Source organism: Arenimonas donghaensis DSM 18148 = HO3-R19, from assembly GCF_000743535.1.
GTDB lineage: Bacteria > Pseudomonadota > Gammaproteobacteria > Xanthomonadales > Xanthomonadaceae > Arenimonas > Arenimonas donghaensis.
On the sequence record NZ_AVCJ01000001.1, the window covers coordinates 283712 to 300505 of the forward strand.

At 66.7% G+C, this 16794-nt stretch carries 16 protein-coding genes; 4 read left to right on the forward strand and 12 right to left on the reverse strand.

Going from position 1 to position 16794, the window contains the following annotated elements:
* The first annotated feature begins 1 nt into the window (after position 1).
* Both N788_RS01410 and N788_RS01415 read left to right on the forward strand, forming a co-directional pair.
* Positions 2-256: a heavy-metal-associated domain-containing protein gene (locus tag N788_RS01410; protein ID WP_034220225.1), complete on the forward strand. Its 255-nt coding sequence runs from the start codon at positions 2-4 to the stop codon at positions 254-256.
* 63 nt (positions 257-319) lie between these two features.
* Positions 320-646 (forward strand): antibiotic biosynthesis monooxygenase family protein, encoded by a 327-nt coding sequence (locus N788_RS01415; RefSeq protein ID WP_034220226.1) that lies wholly within the window; start codon positions 320-322, stop codon positions 644-646.
* A gap of 66 nt (positions 647-712) precedes the next feature.
* On the opposite strand, the gene N788_RS01420 is transcribed toward N788_RS01415, so the two are convergent.
* The 7 genes from N788_RS01420 to N788_RS14785 all read right to left on the reverse strand — a co-directional run bounded on the left by N788_RS01420 (position 713) and on the right by N788_RS14785 (position 9046).
* Positions 713-1204: a DUF411 domain-containing protein gene (locus tag N788_RS01420; protein ID WP_244444063.1), complete on the reverse strand. Its 492-nt coding sequence runs from the start codon at positions 1202-1204 to the stop codon at positions 713-715.
* Between the two features lie 14 nt (positions 1205-1218).
* Positions 1219-2526 (reverse strand): multicopper oxidase family protein, encoded by a 1308-nt coding sequence (locus tag N788_RS01425; RefSeq protein WP_211250666.1) that lies wholly within the window; start codon positions 2524-2526, stop codon positions 1219-1221.
* A complete protein-coding gene (locus N788_RS01430; RefSeq protein WP_034220228.1) occupies positions 2523-4229 on the reverse strand; it encodes a TolC family protein in 1707 nt (568 codons plus the stop codon). Before N788_RS01430 ends, N788_RS01425 begins: the two co-directional genes overlap by 4 nt.
* A gap of 87 nt (positions 4230-4316) precedes the next feature.
* Positions 4317-4667 (reverse strand): CopL family metal-binding regulatory protein, encoded by a 351-nt coding sequence (locus tag N788_RS01435; protein ID WP_034220230.1) that lies wholly within the window; start codon positions 4665-4667, stop codon positions 4317-4319.
* Positions 4668-4776: 109 nt separating this feature from the next.
* Positions 4777-5205, reverse strand: coding sequence for a hypothetical protein (locus N788_RS01440; RefSeq protein WP_034220231.1), 429 nt, complete (start codon positions 5203-5205; stop codon positions 4777-4779).
* Positions 5202-7319, reverse strand: coding sequence for a toll/interleukin-1 receptor domain-containing protein (locus tag N788_RS13695; RefSeq protein WP_051924228.1), 2118 nt, complete (start codon positions 7317-7319; stop codon positions 5202-5204). The genes N788_RS01440 and N788_RS13695 overlap by 4 nt, the downstream gene beginning before the upstream one ends.
* The gene (locus tag N788_RS14785; protein ID WP_034220233.1) at positions 7316-9046 is read right to left on the reverse strand and encodes a hypothetical protein; all 1731 of its coding nucleotides are present in this window, start codon (positions 9044-9046) and stop codon (positions 7316-7318) included. Before N788_RS14785 ends, N788_RS13695 begins: the two co-directional genes overlap by 4 nt.
* A gap of 124 nt (positions 9047-9170) precedes the next feature.
* Between N788_RS14785 and N788_RS01455 the strand changes: the two genes are divergently transcribed.
* Entirely contained in the window at positions 9171-10910 is a 1740-nt protein-coding gene (locus N788_RS01455; protein ID WP_084695817.1) for a DUF885 domain-containing protein, read from the forward strand.
* On the opposite strand, the gene N788_RS01460 is transcribed toward N788_RS01455, so the two are convergent.
* From N788_RS01460 to N788_RS01470, 5 genes are all read right to left on the reverse strand, one after another.
* Entirely contained in the window at positions 10900-11550 is a 651-nt protein-coding gene (locus N788_RS01460) for a glutathione S-transferase family protein (protein WP_051924230.1), read from the reverse strand. The genes N788_RS01455 and N788_RS01460 overlap by 11 nt on opposite strands.
* A gap of 297 nt (positions 11551-11847) precedes the next feature.
* A complete protein-coding gene (locus N788_RS14510; RefSeq protein WP_152560322.1) occupies positions 11848-12774 on the reverse strand; it encodes a hypothetical protein in 927 nt (308 codons plus the stop codon).
* Between the two features lie 890 nt (positions 12775-13664).
* Entirely contained in the window at positions 13665-14012 is a 348-nt protein-coding gene (locus N788_RS01465; protein WP_034220235.1) for a hypothetical protein, read from the reverse strand.
* Between the two features lie 183 nt (positions 14013-14195).
* Positions 14196-14474: a BPSL0761 family protein gene (locus N788_RS15155; RefSeq protein ID WP_084695818.1), complete on the reverse strand. Its 279-nt coding sequence runs from the start codon at positions 14472-14474 to the stop codon at positions 14196-14198.
* A gap of 215 nt (positions 14475-14689) precedes the next feature.
* Positions 14690-15598: a DNA-binding protein gene (locus N788_RS01470; protein ID WP_034220237.1), complete on the reverse strand. Its 909-nt coding sequence runs from the start codon at positions 15596-15598 to the stop codon at positions 14690-14692.
* 105 nt (positions 15599-15703) lie between these two features.
* Here N788_RS01470 and N788_RS01475 point away from each other — a divergent pair, with 105 nt between their 5' ends.
* A complete protein-coding gene (locus N788_RS01475) occupies positions 15704-16789 on the forward strand; it encodes a site-specific integrase (protein ID WP_034220238.1) in 1086 nt (361 codons plus the stop codon).
* Positions 16790-16794 lie beyond the last annotated feature (5 nt).

The following is a 16794-nucleotide window of genomic DNA, read 5'->3' on the forward strand; positions in this document are numbered from 1 at the left end:
CATGAAATTCAACGTCAGCCCCCTTACTTGCGGCCGCTGCGTCACCACCATCACGCAGGCCCTTCAGGCCGTCGACCCGGATGCCCGGGTGACGGTCGACCTGGCCGCCGGCACCCTCGATTTCGACGGCGGCCTGGACGCCACCGCGCTTGCAGCGACCCTGGCTCCCCACGGTTACAGTGCGGTTCCGGCCGATGCCCCGGCCGATCCGGGCCCCGCGGGCGCCGCTTCATGCTGCGGGACCTGCCACGCCTGACCCCTTCGCGCTGCGCTGCGCCGGGCTTATCCTGCGCGCAGCCGGTGCCTTCCCGAGACAACCATGTACATCGCAGCGTTCCATTGGTTACCCGCCCAGTACGACGAGCAGTTCCACCAGCTCAACGCACGCATCGACGCCGTCGCGCGCGCCAACCCGGGATTCATTGGTTCCGAATCCTGGCAAAACGACGACGGCACCCGTCGATGCGCCAGCTACTACTGGCGCGACCTTGACTCGCTGCAGGCGTTCGCAACCGATCCCGCCCACCTGGAAGCCAAGCGCGAGTACGCCCGCTGGTACGCGGGCTACCAGATCGTCATCTCCGAAGTCGTGCGCAGCTACGGCGACGGGCGCATGCCGCACCTGGCGGCGGCCACCGCCGGCTGACCACCCGGCGATCCGTCGCCCGCGCAGGCCGCTGCCCAATGCAATGCCTGGACCGCTGCCTGCGCCTCAGCCGCCGTGGCGGGCGAACGCCTCGGCCTTGCCGTCCGGCGTGATCAGCTCGACGGTGTAGGGCTGCACGCGACCGTCCGGCATTTCCATGCCGGGCGAGCCGGCAGGCATGCCCGGCACGGACAACCCGCGAGCGTCGGGGCGCTCACGCAGCAGGCGCTTGACGTCGTCGGCGGGCACGTGGCCCTCGACGAAATAGCCGTCCACTTCGGCGGTGTGGCAAGAGCCTTTCGCAGGCGGGATGCCGACCCGGGCCTTCACCGGACCCAGGTCCTCGGTTTCCACGACCTTTATTTCGAAGCCTTCGCTGCGCATGTGCTCCACCCACTTCGTGCAGCAGCCGCAGTAGGGGCTCTTGTGCACGGTGACCAGCGGCAGGCTGTTGTCCACCGGACTGGCGTTGGCGGGCGCCCCGGCGGCCGGTTGCGCGGCTGCCGGTGCGGCAAGCAGCAGCGCGGCCAGGGCGAGGGTGGCGGATATCATTTTCATGGGGAGTCTCCTGCTCAGGGGTTCTGGCGGCGCACGGGGGCACCAAACGAGGGATCGCTGCTGACGCGGCGCGCGACCGTGCCGGGCGGGTTCGCGTACCAGCCGGGGTCGCTGAAGTCGCCGGGCGCGATGTCGTCGCGCACCTTGACCACGGTGAACATGCCGCCCATCTCGATGTTCCCGAACGGCCCCTTGCCGGCCATCATCGCCAGCGTGTTCTCCGGGCCCTTCATGTGGCCGCTGTCGGTGTGTTCCTGGTGTTCGGACATGCCGTGCTGGCCCATGGCCATGTAGCCCGGCAACATCCGGCGGATCTTCTGCTCGACGCCGGACTGGTCCACGCCCTGGGTATTGGGGATTTCGTGCCCCATCGGTCCCATGGTGTGGTGCGACATGTGGCAGTGGAAGGCCCAGTCGCCGGGCACGGCGGTGAACTCGATGTCGCGCATCTGGCCGACGCCGACGATTTCGGTGACTTCCCGGCGCCACTGCGCCTTGGGCCAGCGGCCGCCGTCGCTGCCGGTCACTTCGAACTGCACCCCATGCAGGTGGATCGGGTGGTTCCACATGCTCAGGTTGCCGACGCGGATGCGCACGCGCTCGCCGGTACGGGCCACCATGGGTTCGATCGCCGGGAAGACCTTGGAATTGAAGGTCCACAGGTCGAAGTCCTGCATCACCGAGGGGTCGGGCCGGTAGGTGCCTGGGTGCAGCGCGAAGTTGTGAAGCAGCAGTGCGTAGTCGCGGTCGACGTGGTCGCCGCCCTTGGGGTGGATGATCAGCAGGCCCATCATGCCCATGGCCAGTTGCACCATTTCGTCGGCGTGCGGGTGGTACATGTGGGTGCCGTGCTGGACCAGGTCGAACTCGTAGGCGAAGGTCTCGCCGGGCTGGATCTGCGGCTGGCTCAGGCCGCCGACGCCGTCCATGCCGCTGGGCAGGATCAGGCCGTGCCAGTGGATGGTGGTGGCTTCCTTGAGGCGGTTGGTGACGTAGATGCGCACGCGATCACCCTGCGTGGCCTCGATGGTCGGGCCGGGCGTTGATCCGTTGTAACCCCAGACCACGGCCTTCGAACCGGGCGCGAACTCATGCTCGAACTCTTCGGCGACCAGGTGGAATTCCTTGACGCCGCCGTTCATGCGGTGGGGCAGGGACCAGCCGTTGAGCGTGCGCACCCTGCCGTGGGCGCGCCGGGCGGCCGGGGCGTTTTCGGTGGCTGTTCGCATCGCGGGGGCGGTCTGGGCGAGTGCGGGCAGGGCGGCGGCACCGGCCAGGCCGGCACCGGCGCCGATCAGCAGCTTGCGTCGGGACAGGCTCATGGGGTGGCTCCGTGGTGGTGGTGGTGATGTTCGTCCGCTTGCGTGTCGTCACCGGCGTCTTCAGGCGCGTCGGTGGGTTCAGGGCTCGCCGGCATGTCGTGCCCGGAATGGTCCATGCCCTTGTGCTCGGTGGGGTCCGTCTGCGCCGGCCCGGCGGGCGGCGCCGCCTGGTGCATCGAATGGTCCATGCCCCCATGCATCGAGTGATCCATTTCTTCCGTTTCGGCAGGCTTGTCCTGTTCGTGCATGGAGTGGTCCATGCCTGCATGCGCCGAGTGGTCCATGGCCGGCGCCTCCGGCGGGCCGAGGATTTCCTCAAGCGAAGGTGTGCGCGCCTCGATGTCCGCGTCACTGGGGAGGCGGCGGCCGACCAGGCGGGCCAGCTCGACGCGCGCCAGCCAGTAGTCGCGCACCGCCTCGAGGTAGGCCTGGTAGGCGTCGTACTCGGCGACCTTGGCCTGGATCAGCTCGAACACGCCGATCAGCATGAAGTTCTGGCGTTCCTGCTGGCGCGCCACGATCGACTCACGCTGCGGCACCAGGGCCAGGCGGTGGATGTCCACGACCTCGCGCAGCGCCGCCACGGCCTGGGCGCCCATGCGCACGCCGTTGTCGGCGGCCAGCTCGGCTTGCTGCAGGCGCGCCAGCGCTTCCATCAAGCGGGCTTCGGCCCGGGCCAGCTTCGCCTGGCCCTGGTTGAAGATCGGCAGCTCCAGCGAGATCTCCGGACCCTGCAGGCGGGCGCCGTCGGCTTCGCGTTCGCGCTCGTAGCCGATTTCACTGCCACCGAACCAGCGCAAGGTGCGGGTCAGGCCCAGCGCATCGGCCAGCACGTCGGCTTCGGCGCGTGCGGCCAGGACGCCCAGGTTGCCGTCGCGGGCCAGGCTCGCAAGCTGCTCCGGGTCGTCTTCGACGGGAACCGGGAGCGGCAGGGACTCGCTGGCTTCCCAGTTCGTTTCCTCGCCGCGCAGGCCCAGCAGGGTATGCAGCGCCAGCCGATGACGGCCGGCGTCGGCGCGCGCTTGCAGCGCTTCGATGTAGGCCTGGCTGGCGGCGGCCTGTTCCTGCGCCAGTTGCAGGGCGCTGATGTTGCCGGCCGCGTGGAAGCGCCCGGCCAGTTCGGCGCTGGCCGCGGCGGCTTCGCTGACCGCCTCGCGCATGCCCGCCACCTGGCGGGCGGTCACGTAGGCGTACCAGGCGGCTTCGACGTCGGCCACGGTGTCGAGCACCGCGCCGGCGACGTCGTACCGGGCCCGGTCGTAGTCGGTGGCGGCCAGGCGCGCCTTGGCCGGCAGCAGCAGCAGGTCCAGCAGCGGCATCGACAGCCCGGTCGTCCGGTTGTGGCCGCCGCCGTCGATCGACATCCGCTGGAAGGACAGCCGCGGATTCGCGATCTCCACCGCTTCCAGGACCTCGGCCCGGGCCAGGCCGAGCCGGGCGTAGTGTTCACGCAGGCGCGGACTGCGCAGCATCGCCACGCGGGTGGCGGCATCCAGGGTCATGGGCTGGGCAAGCCAGCGGTCCAGGCTTTCGGCTTCTTCGTCGGTGCCGGCCACGGCCGACCAGTCGACGGCGGGACCGCCGCGTTCGGACAGCAGTTGGGCGATATCCGCATCGCGCGGTTGCCGCGACAGCGAGGCACAGCCGGCAAGCGCCGACATCAGGACCAGCGCCATCAGGGCGCGGGAGGGCAGGGTACTCATGGAAATCTCCGAAAACGTCCCGTCGGGGGACCCGGCCCGGCGTCAGCCGGGCGGCAGCAGGCGTGGCGGACGAGCGTCCGCCAGGCCTCAGGCGATCGGAGGTCGGGTCGCGGGTAGTGTTCGCGCCGGCACGTGGCCGGGCGTACCGGACTGGGCGGGCTGGCGTGCCGTGGCGATCTGCGCAAGCTGGCGCAGCGCGGCCACGCCGGCCGGGGTGTGCTGGAGACAGTCGCAGCGGCAGTCGCCGGCGTCGCAGCAGTCCGCATGGACCACGGGCTCCGGCGCCACGTCGACCCGTTCACCGTCCATGCCATGGCAGGGCGAATGCATCGGCGCCTCGGCCACCGGATGCGCCTCCTGGGCAAAACCGGGCGCCACGCCACCGGCCACGAGGGCCAGGACAAGCACCAGATAGCTCAGGATGCGAAACAAGGGCATGGGCGTGAGTTTACACCGGGCAAGTGCATCCAGCGTGAGCCTTGCCCCTGGGTCAAGGTCAAGCTTCCCGGCATGGGCTCCCGGTGGGCGCACTCACGCCTTGCGAGGTTCAGGCCGGCGGACGATTCACGATGGGCGGATCGATCAGCCCGAGCGCTTCCTCGTTGATACCGACGACGAGCATGGCGAACTCATAGCTCGAAGACGTGTCGGCGGTGTCGGTCAGGGTCAGCGTCGAACTGCTTCCGGCGAGGTTGAGAACGACATTGGGAAAGGTGCAGGTGCCGTTGGGGTCGGACTTGCCGGAGCCGGTTTCCCTGAAACAGATGCCGGCCAGCAGATAGGCCCCTGTGGCGGTGAAGACGATTTGCACGGGGCTCTTGGAGGACACCGTGAGCGTGTTGGTCGACGGGTCCAGGGTCACCACCGAACCGCCGCCGGCCAGGGACATGCTGTAGTCGCAGTAGCGGTGCTTGCCGCCGATCTTGTGGAACTTGGTGATGTCGAACGTGACGGTGGGCACGGTGGGCTCGGTCATGGCGCTGTCCTCTGGCTGGCGGGTTCGCCCGCGAAATCGTTGACGCAGGCCGCCGGCAAGGGCTCGGGAACGGCACCGGCCTGGTGCAGGCGCTTGAGCGAGGCATCGGCTGCCTCGTCGTCACCCAATGCACGCTGCAGCGAAAGCAATTGTTCGAGATGGGCGAATGGGGCTTCGCCCCCCCGGGGGTCGAGAAGTCGCGCCAAGGCCGCCAGTCTCAGCGTGCGTGCGGCCCCGTCGTCGCCGCGCAGGTCGAAGACGGCGGCTTCGAGTTGGTCGCGCCGGGCCAGCAGTTCCAGCAAGGTGTCCGAGCCCGCCCGCCGGGAGGCTTTCGCCAACGGCGCTGCGATGCGGGCAAGTGCCTCGGTCGCCATCGCCGGCTGGCCGGCCCGAAGCGCCCATTCCGCGTCGAGCAAACCGGCACGCACGAAATAGGCGATCGCAAGGTTTTCCTCCGGCGCTTCCGCCAGGGCCTGCGACAGGATCGGCCGTGCCTGGGCGAGCGCCGACGCCGCGGCCTCGTCGTCCCCGCAGGCCAGGTCAACCGCGGCCAGCGAAAGCAGGGCATTGCCGTGCGAACGACGCCAGGCCGCGTTGTCGGGATCGTGGAGGGACAGTGCCGCCGCCTGGTCGACCGCAGTCCGCAGGCCGGCGCGCGCGTCGGCCAGCTTGCCCAGGCGAACACGAACCCTGGCCAGCAGGACCGAGCTGTCGATGCGGTTGTCGGTCCAGGCCATGACGTCGGGCTCAAGGGCCTGGTTGGCGGCATGGCCCCGGTCGGCTTCCAGGAAATACGATTCCGCCTCGGCCAGGTGGCCCAGGCGCTGTTTCACCGAGCCGAGCCAGGAAGCGACATTGGCGGCCTCGAAGCGGAGCATGCTGTCGCGCGGGTGGTCCGGCAGCCAGTCGCGGTAGAGCGCGAGTTCACGCTCGAAGGCTTCGGCGGCCTCGGCGTGGCGGCCCCGGCCGTCGTCGAGCACGGCCAGGTTGTGGTACCCGTAGGCCACTTCGCGCTGCCAGTCGAAGCGGGAGGGGTCGAGCGCGACCAGCGCTTGCGAACGGTCGCGATAGGCGCGCAGCCAACGTTCGGCGACATCGAGGTCGCCCTGGCGCCAACCCACCAGGCCGATCCAGTATTCGGCCTGGGCCAGGTCGAACAGGCGGGCACCGTCATCCGGCGCACGCCGCGAAAGCTCCAACGCGCGGGCATGCGCCGCCATGAAGGCCGCCAACGCGGGCTCATGCTTGCCCTGGTCCAGCCTGACCTGGCCGATCTGGGTAAGCGCGCGCACTTGCTGCGAGAGCGCGGTGTCGGTCTGGTCCCGGGAGGGCAGGGAGTCGAAGTAGTCCAGCGCCTTGTCTCCCACCGCGTCGAGCAGGCTGAGCTGGCCGAGGCGTTCAAGCTTGGGCCGCAGATCGTCGATCATGAAACCCAGCAGGTCCTCGGCCTGTGCCTGGCGGCGCAGGGCATCATTGCGCGCCACGTGGGCCTGGCCGGCCAGGACCGCGGCGACCGCCATGCCGGCGATCGAGGCGGCGGTGATCCAGACAAGACGCCGTTGGCGGCGCTGCGCCTCGCGCTGGCGCAGGTCGTCCAGGCCAAGCCCGAGCAGGCCCGCGATTATTTTTTGCCGGGCGAGGGCAGGGCCGTCACCGCTTGCGCGCAGATCGGCGGCGATCGGTTCCGGCGGCATTTCCGCCGCATCGATCACTTCGACCAGGGCAGGGGGGAAGTGCGGCGCGCCGTCGTCACCGGAAGGGTCCGGCACCAGCAGGCAGTGGATGCGACCGGACCGGCCGAGCCGACGGTAGCTGCGGATCTCCTCGTTCACCCACGGCGAGCGTGCCGCGGCCGCGGAGCAGACCACCACCAGTGCATCCGAGGCTTCCAGGGCCTGCCTGATGCGCCCGCCGAGATCGTTCGCACTGGCCAGTTCCTCGCGGTCGCGGAACACCGGCGCCAGCCGCGACGGCACCGGGCCGTTTTCACCGGCCGTGCCGACCAGCCGGCGCGGCACCCGAAAGGATTCAAGCTGCTTTTGCAGCCACGACGCCCAGCGCGCATCGGCATGGCTGTAGCTGATGAACGCGGCGTAGCGCCGTCGGCTGCTCACTGCGGCCCCTGCAGCTCGAGCGGCCGGTCGCGGTGGAGCAGGATCCACTCGGCGTGTTCCTCCAGGCAGGCGCGGCCCAGGGCGAGCAGCAGTTCGCGCCGTTCTTCGTCGGACGCGGCGCGGGCGAGCCTGGCGCTGCAGCTGGTGAACAGGCGCGCCATGAACTGGAACTGCTTGATCAGCTCCTTGTCGGCCTTCTTGAAGGAATAGGCCTCCCGGATACCCGCGATCAGTGGCAGCAGGCCCATGAAGATCACCAGGCCTGCCTGGCTGCTTTCGTCCAGACCCGGTCCGGCCAGGGCCAGCACCAGCGCGCCGCCCAGGCCCGCCAGGAGGGCCAGTCGCCCGAGGCGTTCGGTATAGAGGTAAGCCGTGGCACGTTGCTGGCTGCCGTGGCGGAAATACGCCAGCTGGCCGCCGTCACCTTCGGCGTCACCCACCCAGTTTTGCACCGTCCAGTGCAGCCAGCGCGAATCACTGGGGGCGCCGCTGTCCTGGACCAGGCTGGTGCCGCGCATGGCGTGGCGGATCCAGCTCAGTTCGACGTCCTGTTTTTGCAGGAAGCTGTCGTAGCCCAGGCTGCCGTCCGCCGGGACCTGCACGCCGGCCAGTCGCCAGTAGAGCTGCACGCGAAGCCCCTCCGACAGGCCGCGGTAGTCGAGGTACTTGCGCTGCCACTGGCGGCGCTGGCCGATCCAGGCCACGGCATAGCCGAGCACGAACAACGCCAGGAAGGCGATCACCAATTCCCGCCGTGGTGCCAGGTCGGAGTACACGATAAAGGCCAGGCCCATCAGCGCGGCCGCGAGGTGCGTGGCCTGCAGGTTCATGCGAACCCGCTGGCGAAAGTGCAGGGCCAGCCAGTCGGCGGCACCGAACAGGCGTTCGATGCGAAGGATGCCAGCAGGTACCGGCGCCGGCGGATCGGCCGGCAGCAGGCGAGGGTAGTTGGCTTCGATCGCAGGCCAATGCCGCTGGGTGTCGAGGTTGAAGGCCGACATCTGCGCGAACACGCGGCGATAGGCAGCAGGCACCTCGACGCTGTCGTCGGCAGTTCCTTCGGCCGTGACCCAGCGGCCGACGCCGGCCACCTGCAGGGGCGACGCGCCGCCGGGCGCCAGCTGGCGTGAACAGGCGATATGGAAAACCAGGTCGCTTTCGTCATCGGCCAAAAGGTTGGGAGCGACCTCGCGGGCGCTGACCTCGGGCATGACGTTGGCGATATGGAAGGCCACGACCTGGCCGGTTCCACCCAGGGCCGTGCTGGGCTTGCCGTCCCAAAGCGCCAGCAGCACCTGGCAATGGGAGGAAATGAACATGCCCAGCTGCGCGTACTGGAGGTTGCGGGCCTGGCCGCGCTCGCGAATGGCTTCTTCGGTGATGCCCGGCGCCAACGGCAGCACGCGCACCTGGCTTCCGGCCAGCAGCTCGCGGAACTCGGCGAGCGACTCCGCTGTCTCGAAGTCCTTTTCATATTCCGCCACGGAAAAGGGCAGGGGCACGAACAGGGGCACCGCCTGCGCCAGGGCGGCCCGGGCCGCGATGCGGTCGCCGCCTTCGGCGAGCGGATTGAGCATGAGCAGCGGGAGATGGGGAAACTGCGCCCGCAGGGAACGAATCAGGTCGGTCACCCGGGCATGCAGCGCCGCATGTTCCGCGACCGGGATGTCCCTGTGCCCGGTGACGCCAATCACCAGGGTAAGCAGGGCATCGTGGACCTGTGGCATGGATTCCCCCCAGGATCGCGGCGCCGATGGCAACGGGTGTCCACCAGCCAACGGCACATGCGGGAAAGACCGGCCAGGCCCAAGCTGACCGATTCCGCAGTCCGCGCGAGACAAGGTACCGACCATGAGCCTTCCCGCAGCCATTCTTCAGTGCCGTGCGTCTGCTGCCTGGCTGCTCTGCCTGCTGTTGGCCGGCACGGCAGGGGCGAAGAATCCAGACGAACCCATGCGCCGGCTTGCCGACGACTACCTGCACGCCGAACTCGCGCGCGACCCTGCACAGGCCTATTTCGTGGGCTTGCCGGCACCGCGCCACGACCGCCTGGCCGATCGTTCACCCGAAGCGCTGGCCGCCTGGCGGGCGAGGGAAGACCAATTCCTGGCCCGCTTGCTGGCCATCGACGCCGCCACCTTGCACGACCGCGCCCTGGCACGGGCCCATGCCCAAATGCGCGAACACCTGGAGGCGAGCGTCCAGCAGCGCGTTTGCCGGCGCGAGGGCTGGCACCTGAGCCACATGGATGGTTGGCACCTGGTGATGGCCGAAGTCGCCAGCCGGCAGCCGGTTGAAACGGCCTCGGAACGTGCGCAAGCCCTGGCCCGCCTGCGCGAGATGGCGCGGTACGTGGCGCAAGAGCAGGCCAACCTTGCCACGGGCCTCGCGGCCGGCTATTCGGTGCCGCGCACGGTCGTGGAACGTGTCATTGCCCAGATCGAAGGCTACGCGACCGACGACCCGGCCTTGTCGCCCCTCGATTCCCCGGCAGCGCGCAGCGAGGACAACACCTTCCGCCAAGCCTATCGACGGCGCCTGCAGGTCGAGGTCGTGCCCGCCTTGCGCCGTTACCGCGACTTCCTGTCGGCACAATACCTGCCACGTGCAAGGACCACGCTGGCGGTTTCCGCGCTGCCGGATGGCGAACGCTGTTATCGCGCACTCTTGCGTGCCGCCACCACGCTCGACGTCGCGCCCCGGGAAATCATCGAACGCGGCGAGCGCACCGTTGCCGGCAACCTGCAGACGGTTTCAGCCCTGGGCCGGCAGTATTTCGACCAGGCCGACCTGCCGTTGCTGGTGGCCCGGCTCGATGCGGATCCGGACAACCGGTTCCAATCCGCCCAGGAGCTGCTGGCGTTCTCGCGCGAGCTGGTGGCGCGTTCGGAAACCGCGACGCGGCCGCTTTTCCGGCAATGGCCGCGGCAGGCGATGCAGGTCCTGCCGCTGCCCGAACATGAGCAGGGCTCCGGGCTGAGCTCGCACTACGATCCCGAACCCGACCCAGGGCAGCCGGCAACCTATCGCCTCAACCTGGATCGCTGGCAAACCGACACCCGCGCCACCGCCGCCATCACCGCGGTGCACGAGGGCTGGCCCGGCCACCACCTGCAGATGGCCATCGCGGCCGGGCAGGGCGACCAGCACCCGGTGTCCCTGCTTTTCTATAACCCGGCCTACGTCGAAGGCTGGGCCCGATACGCCGAAGGCCTGGCCGAAGAGGCCGGGCTGCTGGACGACCCCAAGGCCCGCATCGCACGGCGCATCTGGCCCGGCCGGGGCATGGTCGTGGACCCGGGGATCCATGCCGGTGGCTGGACCCGTGAACAGGCCCGTGACTACCTGGTGGCCAGCGGCCGTTTTGACCCGGTACGCGCCGAGGCCCAGATCGACCGCATCGCGGCCATTCCCGGACAGCTGACGTCGTACGACACCGGCGCGCTGGAGATCGCGGCGCTGCGTGCGGAAGCCGAAGCCCGCCAGGGCGCCGACTTCGACCTGGCCGCCTTCCACGAACAAGTGCTCGATGCCGGCATCGTGCCGCTGGGTGAGTTGCGCCGCCGGCTGGAAGCCTGGATCAGCCGGTGAGGCGCTCGAGGCTGTCGAGGCGGATGCCTTCGGCGGCCAAGGCGCCCGCCATGGCCGGATGCGCAGCCATGCGCGTGCGCAGCGCTTCGCATTCGGGGCCCAGGCCCTGTGGATCAACGGCGGCGGACCAGCGCAGGAATACACCGGTATAAAACGCCAGGAAACCTTCCGGCGCGCCCTGGCCCCAGCTTCCTTCCGCCAGGCGCTGTTCGAGTTCGCCATGGAATTCGCGCAGGCGACGGGTTGCGGTGGACTTGAGCGTGTCATGGGCCGCCGGGTCGTCGGCGAACCAGCCTGATCGCCACAGTGCGCGGTACAGGGGGTGGATGTCCGATGACAGCCGCTGGATGGCCGCCATGTCCTGGGCCCGGGCGAAATCGTCGGTCGGCAGCAGCGCCGCCTGCGGGAAACACCGGTCGAGGTAATCGGCAATGGCGACCACCTCGACCAGCGCCCGGCCATCGACGCTCAGCGTCGGAACGCGTGCCTGGGGATTGAGGCGCAGGTAGTCCGGGGCCAGTTGCTGCTTCTCGCGCAGATCGACGCGAACTGCTTCGAAGTCGGCCTGCGTCTGCCGGAGCGCCGCGTGGACGGCAAGCGAACACGCACCGGGGGAGTAGAAGAAGACCAGGGAAGCCATGCGGGTGCCGGATTGCGCCAAGAGGGCGTCAATGATGAGGCTTGCTCAAGGGGCAAGGTCAATGGCCCGGACTGGGGTCATCCTTGATTTGACATAATATACATTATGCGCATTTCAATATGGTCCGCTCGGGCGCTTCTGCGCCGTTGGCGGTCGCTGATTGTGGCTGCGCGCCTGAGTTTCCCAACTCACGACACCAAATTTGGTTCGAATGCGGCTGCAACTCGTTGGCTTGGGGAGGAAACGGATTTCAGCATCAGATCTTTCCCAGTTCGCAGCGGAACATCTTGATTTACCCTACTCGGCGGCTTCGCCCTGCTTGCGCCGCAGCAACCAAGCTGCGGCCTCCGCGGTCCGAGCCGAGGTGTCCCAGATACAGCGGTACAGCTTTGACTCCTCTTTTTCATATCGGCGCATGGGTACCGGAATCAAGTATGCGGTCAGTTGGGTGTTGGCAGCGATCGCTGCAAGCATCCATGACTGGCCCGGCGGCGGCCGGTTCATGTCTACGAGGGGCCATCCCGGAATTACTTCCGTTTCCGGACACTCCTTCGGAGAAAGCCGCGCAGATTCGTGGATTGCCGTCGTCGTGGTTTGAATAAGCGAAAGTGACAACAGGTGCTCGTACCACCAGGCAACGACCCCACCCACAGCGCCCTCATCTTGATATTCCAAGCTACGCCTCATCTGGTTTACAACTGCCAACAGCCGCACGCAGGTAAGCCCTGACAACCGTCCCTTAGCGACCGACAAAGACGTATCACCCACAAGACTGGTCCCGACGAATACGGTCACGGCCCGAGACCGATATCCGCGTGCTCGAACAGATGCCGGCGGCGGACTGGACTTGTGATAGTCGATATGAAATGACGGGTGCGTCAGCGCCTTCTTCTCCTGCGGTGTCAGGCCCTGGAGCTTTCGCCATCGTCTGTAATAGTGATAGTGATCGCGCACCGCTCGTGACTCGGTTTGGTCCGACTTATCCTGCAGGCGTCTCTCCAATTTTACGAGCCACCGGGACTGCTCAAGTGAGCAAGGAAAATACTTGAACTCCCCAAGCGGCGCATCCACCGCCCTCTTAAACAACTTACACAGCTGGTCAATTTCGGTCTGGCTCGAAATCACCGCGGAGCGCGATAAGCCTGGCAAGCGCGCCTGACTCGAGGCGACGTAGGGCGCCAGTTCCTTAGGCCAGCCCACGCCGGTAACGTCGATCAACGACATCAACGTGCTGCGGTCGGGTTCGACTTCGCCACCGGGACAGGTCGGCGGAACCGCGTACGCATCTGACATCTTTCGACACCAACGAAAATGAGAGGCGACTACCTCGTTCCATCGGTCTGAACTCGCATGCGTGGCCATAACGATGGCGTCAGACTCAGCGAGAACTCGCCTGCAACGCGTGCACGTAAAGGCTTCCATAGGATCATACGGATGAGACAGCCCTCGAAGCTTGCCTCCGCAGTGTCGGCACGAATCGCACAATTCGACTGCGTGAACCGGGCAGCGCAATAGCCACGGCAAATCAAACAAGTGCGAATGGTAACCCTGCTTCAGGCATTCGGGGCAAAAGCGCGGTGGCGCACTGAAGGTAGAAAATAGCGGCTGAAGCGCGCGGGGCCACCAAGCACAGCTGTCAAAAGCCAGCGTCAATTCGGAAGGACGCAAGCGAAGTGTTTTCTCGACGAATCGCTTCTTGATTTTTAAGCGACCCTCCGTATGCAGCGAACTCACAAGCGATTGCAGGTACGCCTGGCTTGGCGTGAACGCAGCCGCCACGTCCTGTGGTTCCAGCACATTAATCTGTGCCAGGCAGCCTAAAAGGCTTAGGGCGGACGGAAACGGCCATGGATGGCGTACGAAAAACAACGGCACGGGTTTGACGGCCTTCACGCCTGGGCACACACTTGATTGTGTAGCAGCGGCCCTTTGAGCCAAGTCACGTCGCTCACCAGGGATGCCTCACTATCAAGAGACTCCGGCTTGGCCAAGACCGAAGAAGCCGGTGGGCTCGATTCGGTTGGTCCCAGCCATGCGGGCAGCCAGCGACTGCTTAGCACCTTCCACGTGCTTTCCTCCGCCCAACTCGAGAATCGATGGGCCATTCGGTGAGCCTATGGCATATCGGAGATCAACCCGCGATAGCGCGCGAAGGCCATGTCCGCTTCGACCTCCGTCGGCACGGGCTGCAAATGTGCCCCGTGCCGCACTCGCCACGCCACGCAATACCACGACCCGAACTCTTCACGCGTCAGCTGGATCCCCGCGCGTGCCAGGTCGTACTCCACCGCCAGTGAATCACTGTGATCGAGCCCCAAGCGACGCAAGTCCGACACTAAAGCATCGGCGTGTTCGGCTGCAAAAGTCGGATCGTCCGGGTGTTGCGCGTAGCTTGACGCCCAAACTAAGCGCTCGCGGTCCGTCAGGGTCTGCCAAGGAAAAAAGGCGCAGCGGTCAGCCATGGGCGCTCCTCCCATGTTTCGGATCGCCGAACGGTCAGCGACCAGCTTCCTATGTTACGCCTGTACGCGAGCGGTGACGAGGTGCTGGCCCAAGAGCGAAACTGGGCTGCGTTCCGCGCGCACCCCGATAACCATGTTGTTCAGCGGAAAGCAGATTCCCCTGAAAAGCCAATCCGAAGACCGTCAGTCCGGCCAACGAAGGCGGGTCATGTCGGTTAACGGCCCCTGTTCTAGATCATTGCACCATGTCTCTAGCCCCCTCTGGCTCAGGCGGTCAACACTTGGCACTAGGAGATCCACTTGCGTGGGTAGTCGCCCAACATCTTCGATTGTGGGGAAATGCCGCGCAATGACAGTCGCCTGTCGGCGCAGCTCCAGCGGCAGGCTGGGGTTACGGCTTATTTGAACGAGAAACCCGCCAGCCCACACAAGGGCTCTGGCTTTCTCATCAGGTGTCGACATGACAGCTCTCCTGGTTCGCTGGCTGGCAATAGTCCCAGCTTGTTGTCTGTCGTACCGCTACTGGGTCAACCCCTTGGAGGCCGGATCCGGCAAACACCTAGAGCTTGACCCGACTTGCGGCCGAGCCACTTCAAAGTGAATTTAGGAAGTTTAGGGCGGTTTAGCCAAAATGAATAAACTTCGGTGGCACTTGTTGTGGCGGGAAGGCGAGGCCGCTACAGGGCCGAGTCCGTTTTCTTGGCCGCGGGCCTGCGTCGCGCAGGCCTCGACGGCTTCAATTGCGCCTTGATCTGCTCATGCAATCGATCCAGTTGGCTCTCGAGGGCCGCTGCACGCGCTGTTGCCGCCGCCTCCCGGCGGCCGACATCTCTGACCTGACCCGATAGTAATGAGAGCCGTGATTCTCCATCCTGGAGCTTGGATCGGAACTCCTTCTCCGCCTGCTGCAACTGGCGACTCATTCGAGTGCGCTCCTGCCGCAATTGGTCCACTTCGGTCAGCCAACGGTTCTCGGCGGCGCGATGACTTGCCTCTAGGTTCCGCCGGTCAGCGGCTGCCTCTTCCTGTGTCTGGGCTCGCGCGGCCTCCGCTCGCTGCAGCTGGATCGCCAGCTCAGAAGCACTCTTGTCGGCGGCTATAAGGCGGGATTGGAGGTCTGCAATCTGACTGCTTTGCTGGTCGACTAGGCGCTGCATATCCGCTAGACGAACTTGCGTGTCCAGATTGGCCTGCTCTGCACGGTTCTGGGCCAGCTGCGCGGCTGCCAAGGCAGCTGCCATGGCCTGTTTTTCGTCCTCCAGCGCCTGCCGTTCCGCGGTCAGGGCTTCCCTGACCCCTTCGAGATCGCGTTCAACCGCCTCCCCTGCAGCTTTCAGTGCTATTTCCCAGAGAGCAGATGCGGCGTCGACCACCAGAGTGGGCGCGTTCGGGATGGCCGCGGACCGTCGGTGGGCTGCCAGCCTCTCTCCGAGCCCCTGCCACCAGACGTCCAGCATGCGCGTCAGGGTGTTCGGAGACCCAGTTCCGAGCGTGGCCCGGACCCTTTCGATGGTGGGCCGCTCGCCAGCCAGCAGCAGCTGCTCGATCGCGGTGTTGACCTGTTCCTGGGTGACACCCCGTGCCATTGAAAAGTCCTCCTACTGCGACGCCCTACCCCGGGCTTGACCTACCGACGATAAGTGATGATTATCGTTGGTACAGACCAATTCGTGTAGTACAGACTACATATAATGAAGCGAAAGGACACTCTACCCGCCCTCGCCTCACCCGCAGCCGGACTCGCGTTGCCCGAGCAACTCGCGCAACAGGCCGCGGATGCCGTACGTGAGCTGCTGGCCGAAGCGGCGGCCGCAAACACCACGCGCAGCTACGCCTCGGCCTTACGTTACTGGGCCGGCTGGCACGTAGCTCGCTACGGGATTGAGCTGCCCTTTCCGACGCCTGAGGCAACCGTGCTGCAGTTCCTGGTCGACCACACGGCCCGCCGGACCGAGGATGGACGCCTGACCTGGGAGTTGCCGCTGGAGGTCGACCACGCGCTCGTGGCTGCGGGTCTCAAGGCCAAGCCCGGCGCTTGGACCTTGGCCACCGTTCGGCACCGGGTAGCTGTCCTGTCGACCGCCCATCGCCTTAAACATCTGACCAATCCCTGTGAGCAGCCAGCGGTTCGGACGGTCCTTAGCCGAGCTGGCCGTGCCGCCGTGAAACGCGGTGAGCGCCCCCGCAAGAAGACGGCCATCACCTTGACCGAGCTCGAGGCCATGCTGGCCACGTGCGACGACAGCCTCGAGGGGTTGCGGGATCGAGCCCTGCTCTGCTTTGGGTTTGCCAGCGGCGGACGCAGGCGGAGCGAAATCGCCGCGGCCGACATACGCGACCTGCGCCGGATCGGTCCCCAGGGGTTCATTTACCGCTTGGAGCACAGCAAGACGCAGCAAGCCGGCGTCACCGCATCCTCGACCCCTGACAAGCCGGTGCTCGAACGGGCAGCGCTAGCAATGGAAGACTGGCTCGAGGCTTCTGGGATTGCGGATGGTGCGATCTTCCGGCGGCTTTGGAAGCAGCGCGTGGGCCCCGCCCTATCCCCAGCTGCGGTCGGAGAGATCGTGCAGCGGCGTGCGCGCCTGGCAGGGCTGCAGGGGGACTTTGGGGGACACAGCCTCAGATCCGGGTTTGTGACCGAGGCAAGCCGCCAGGGCGTGGCGCTGCCGGCCATCATGCAACTAACTGAGCATCGAGCGGTGTCCAGCGTGATCGGGTACTTTCAGTCAGGAGGCACGACGACCAATCCCGCGGCGCGGCTACTGGAAGACTGATGGGT

Bases quoted from the DNA above. Each gene is read 5' to 3' on its own strand.
- N788_RS01455 (WP_084695817.1), top strand. From the start codon at position 9,171: ATGAGCCTTCCCGCAGCCATTCTTCAGTGCCGTGCGTCTGCTGCCTGG.
- N788_RS01475 (WP_034220238.1), top strand. From the start codon at position 15,704: ATGAAGCGAAAGGACACTCTACCCGCCCTCGCCTCACCCGCAGCCGGA.
- N788_RS01465 (WP_034220235.1), bottom strand. From the start codon at position 14,012: ATGGCTGACCGCTGCGCCTTTTTTCCTTGGCAGACCCTGACGGACCGC.
- N788_RS01460 (WP_051924230.1), bottom strand. From the start codon at position 11,550: ATGGCTTCCCTGGTCTTCTTCTACTCCCCCGGTGCGTGTTCGCTTGCC.
- N788_RS01425 (WP_211250666.1), bottom strand. From the start codon at position 2,526: ATGAGCCTGTCCCGACGCAAGCTGCTGATCGGCGCCGGTGCCGGCCTG.
- N788_RS01415 (WP_034220226.1), top strand. From the start codon at position 320: ATGTACATCGCAGCGTTCCATTGGTTACCCGCCCAGTACGACGAGCAG.
- N788_RS01440 (WP_034220231.1), bottom strand. From the start codon at position 5,205: ATGACCGAGCCCACCGTGCCCACCGTCACGTTCGACATCACCAAGTTC.
- N788_RS14785 (WP_034220233.1), bottom strand. From the start codon at position 9,046: ATGCCACAGGTCCACGATGCCCTGCTTACCCTGGTGATTGGCGTCACC.
- N788_RS01420 (WP_244444063.1), bottom strand. From the start codon at position 1,204: ATGAAAATGATATCCGCCACCCTCGCCCTGGCCGCGCTGCTGCTTGCC.
- N788_RS01430 (WP_034220228.1), bottom strand. From the start codon at position 4,229: ATGAGTACCCTGCCCTCCCGCGCCCTGATGGCGCTGGTCCTGATGTCG.
- N788_RS14510 (WP_152560322.1), bottom strand. From the start codon at position 12,774: ATGTCGTTGATCGACGTTACCGGCGTGGGCTGGCCTAAGGAACTGGCG.
- N788_RS15155 (WP_084695818.1), bottom strand. From the start codon at position 14,474: ATGTCGACACCTGATGAGAAAGCCAGAGCCCTTGTGTGGGCTGGCGGG.
- N788_RS01470 (WP_034220237.1), bottom strand. From the start codon at position 15,598: ATGGCACGGGGTGTCACCCAGGAACAGGTCAACACCGCGATCGAGCAG.
- N788_RS01410 (WP_034220225.1), top strand. From the start codon at position 2: ATGAAATTCAACGTCAGCCCCCTTACTTGCGGCCGCTGCGTCACCACC.
- N788_RS01435 (WP_034220230.1), bottom strand. From the start codon at position 4,667: ATGCCCTTGTTTCGCATCCTGAGCTATCTGGTGCTTGTCCTGGCCCTC.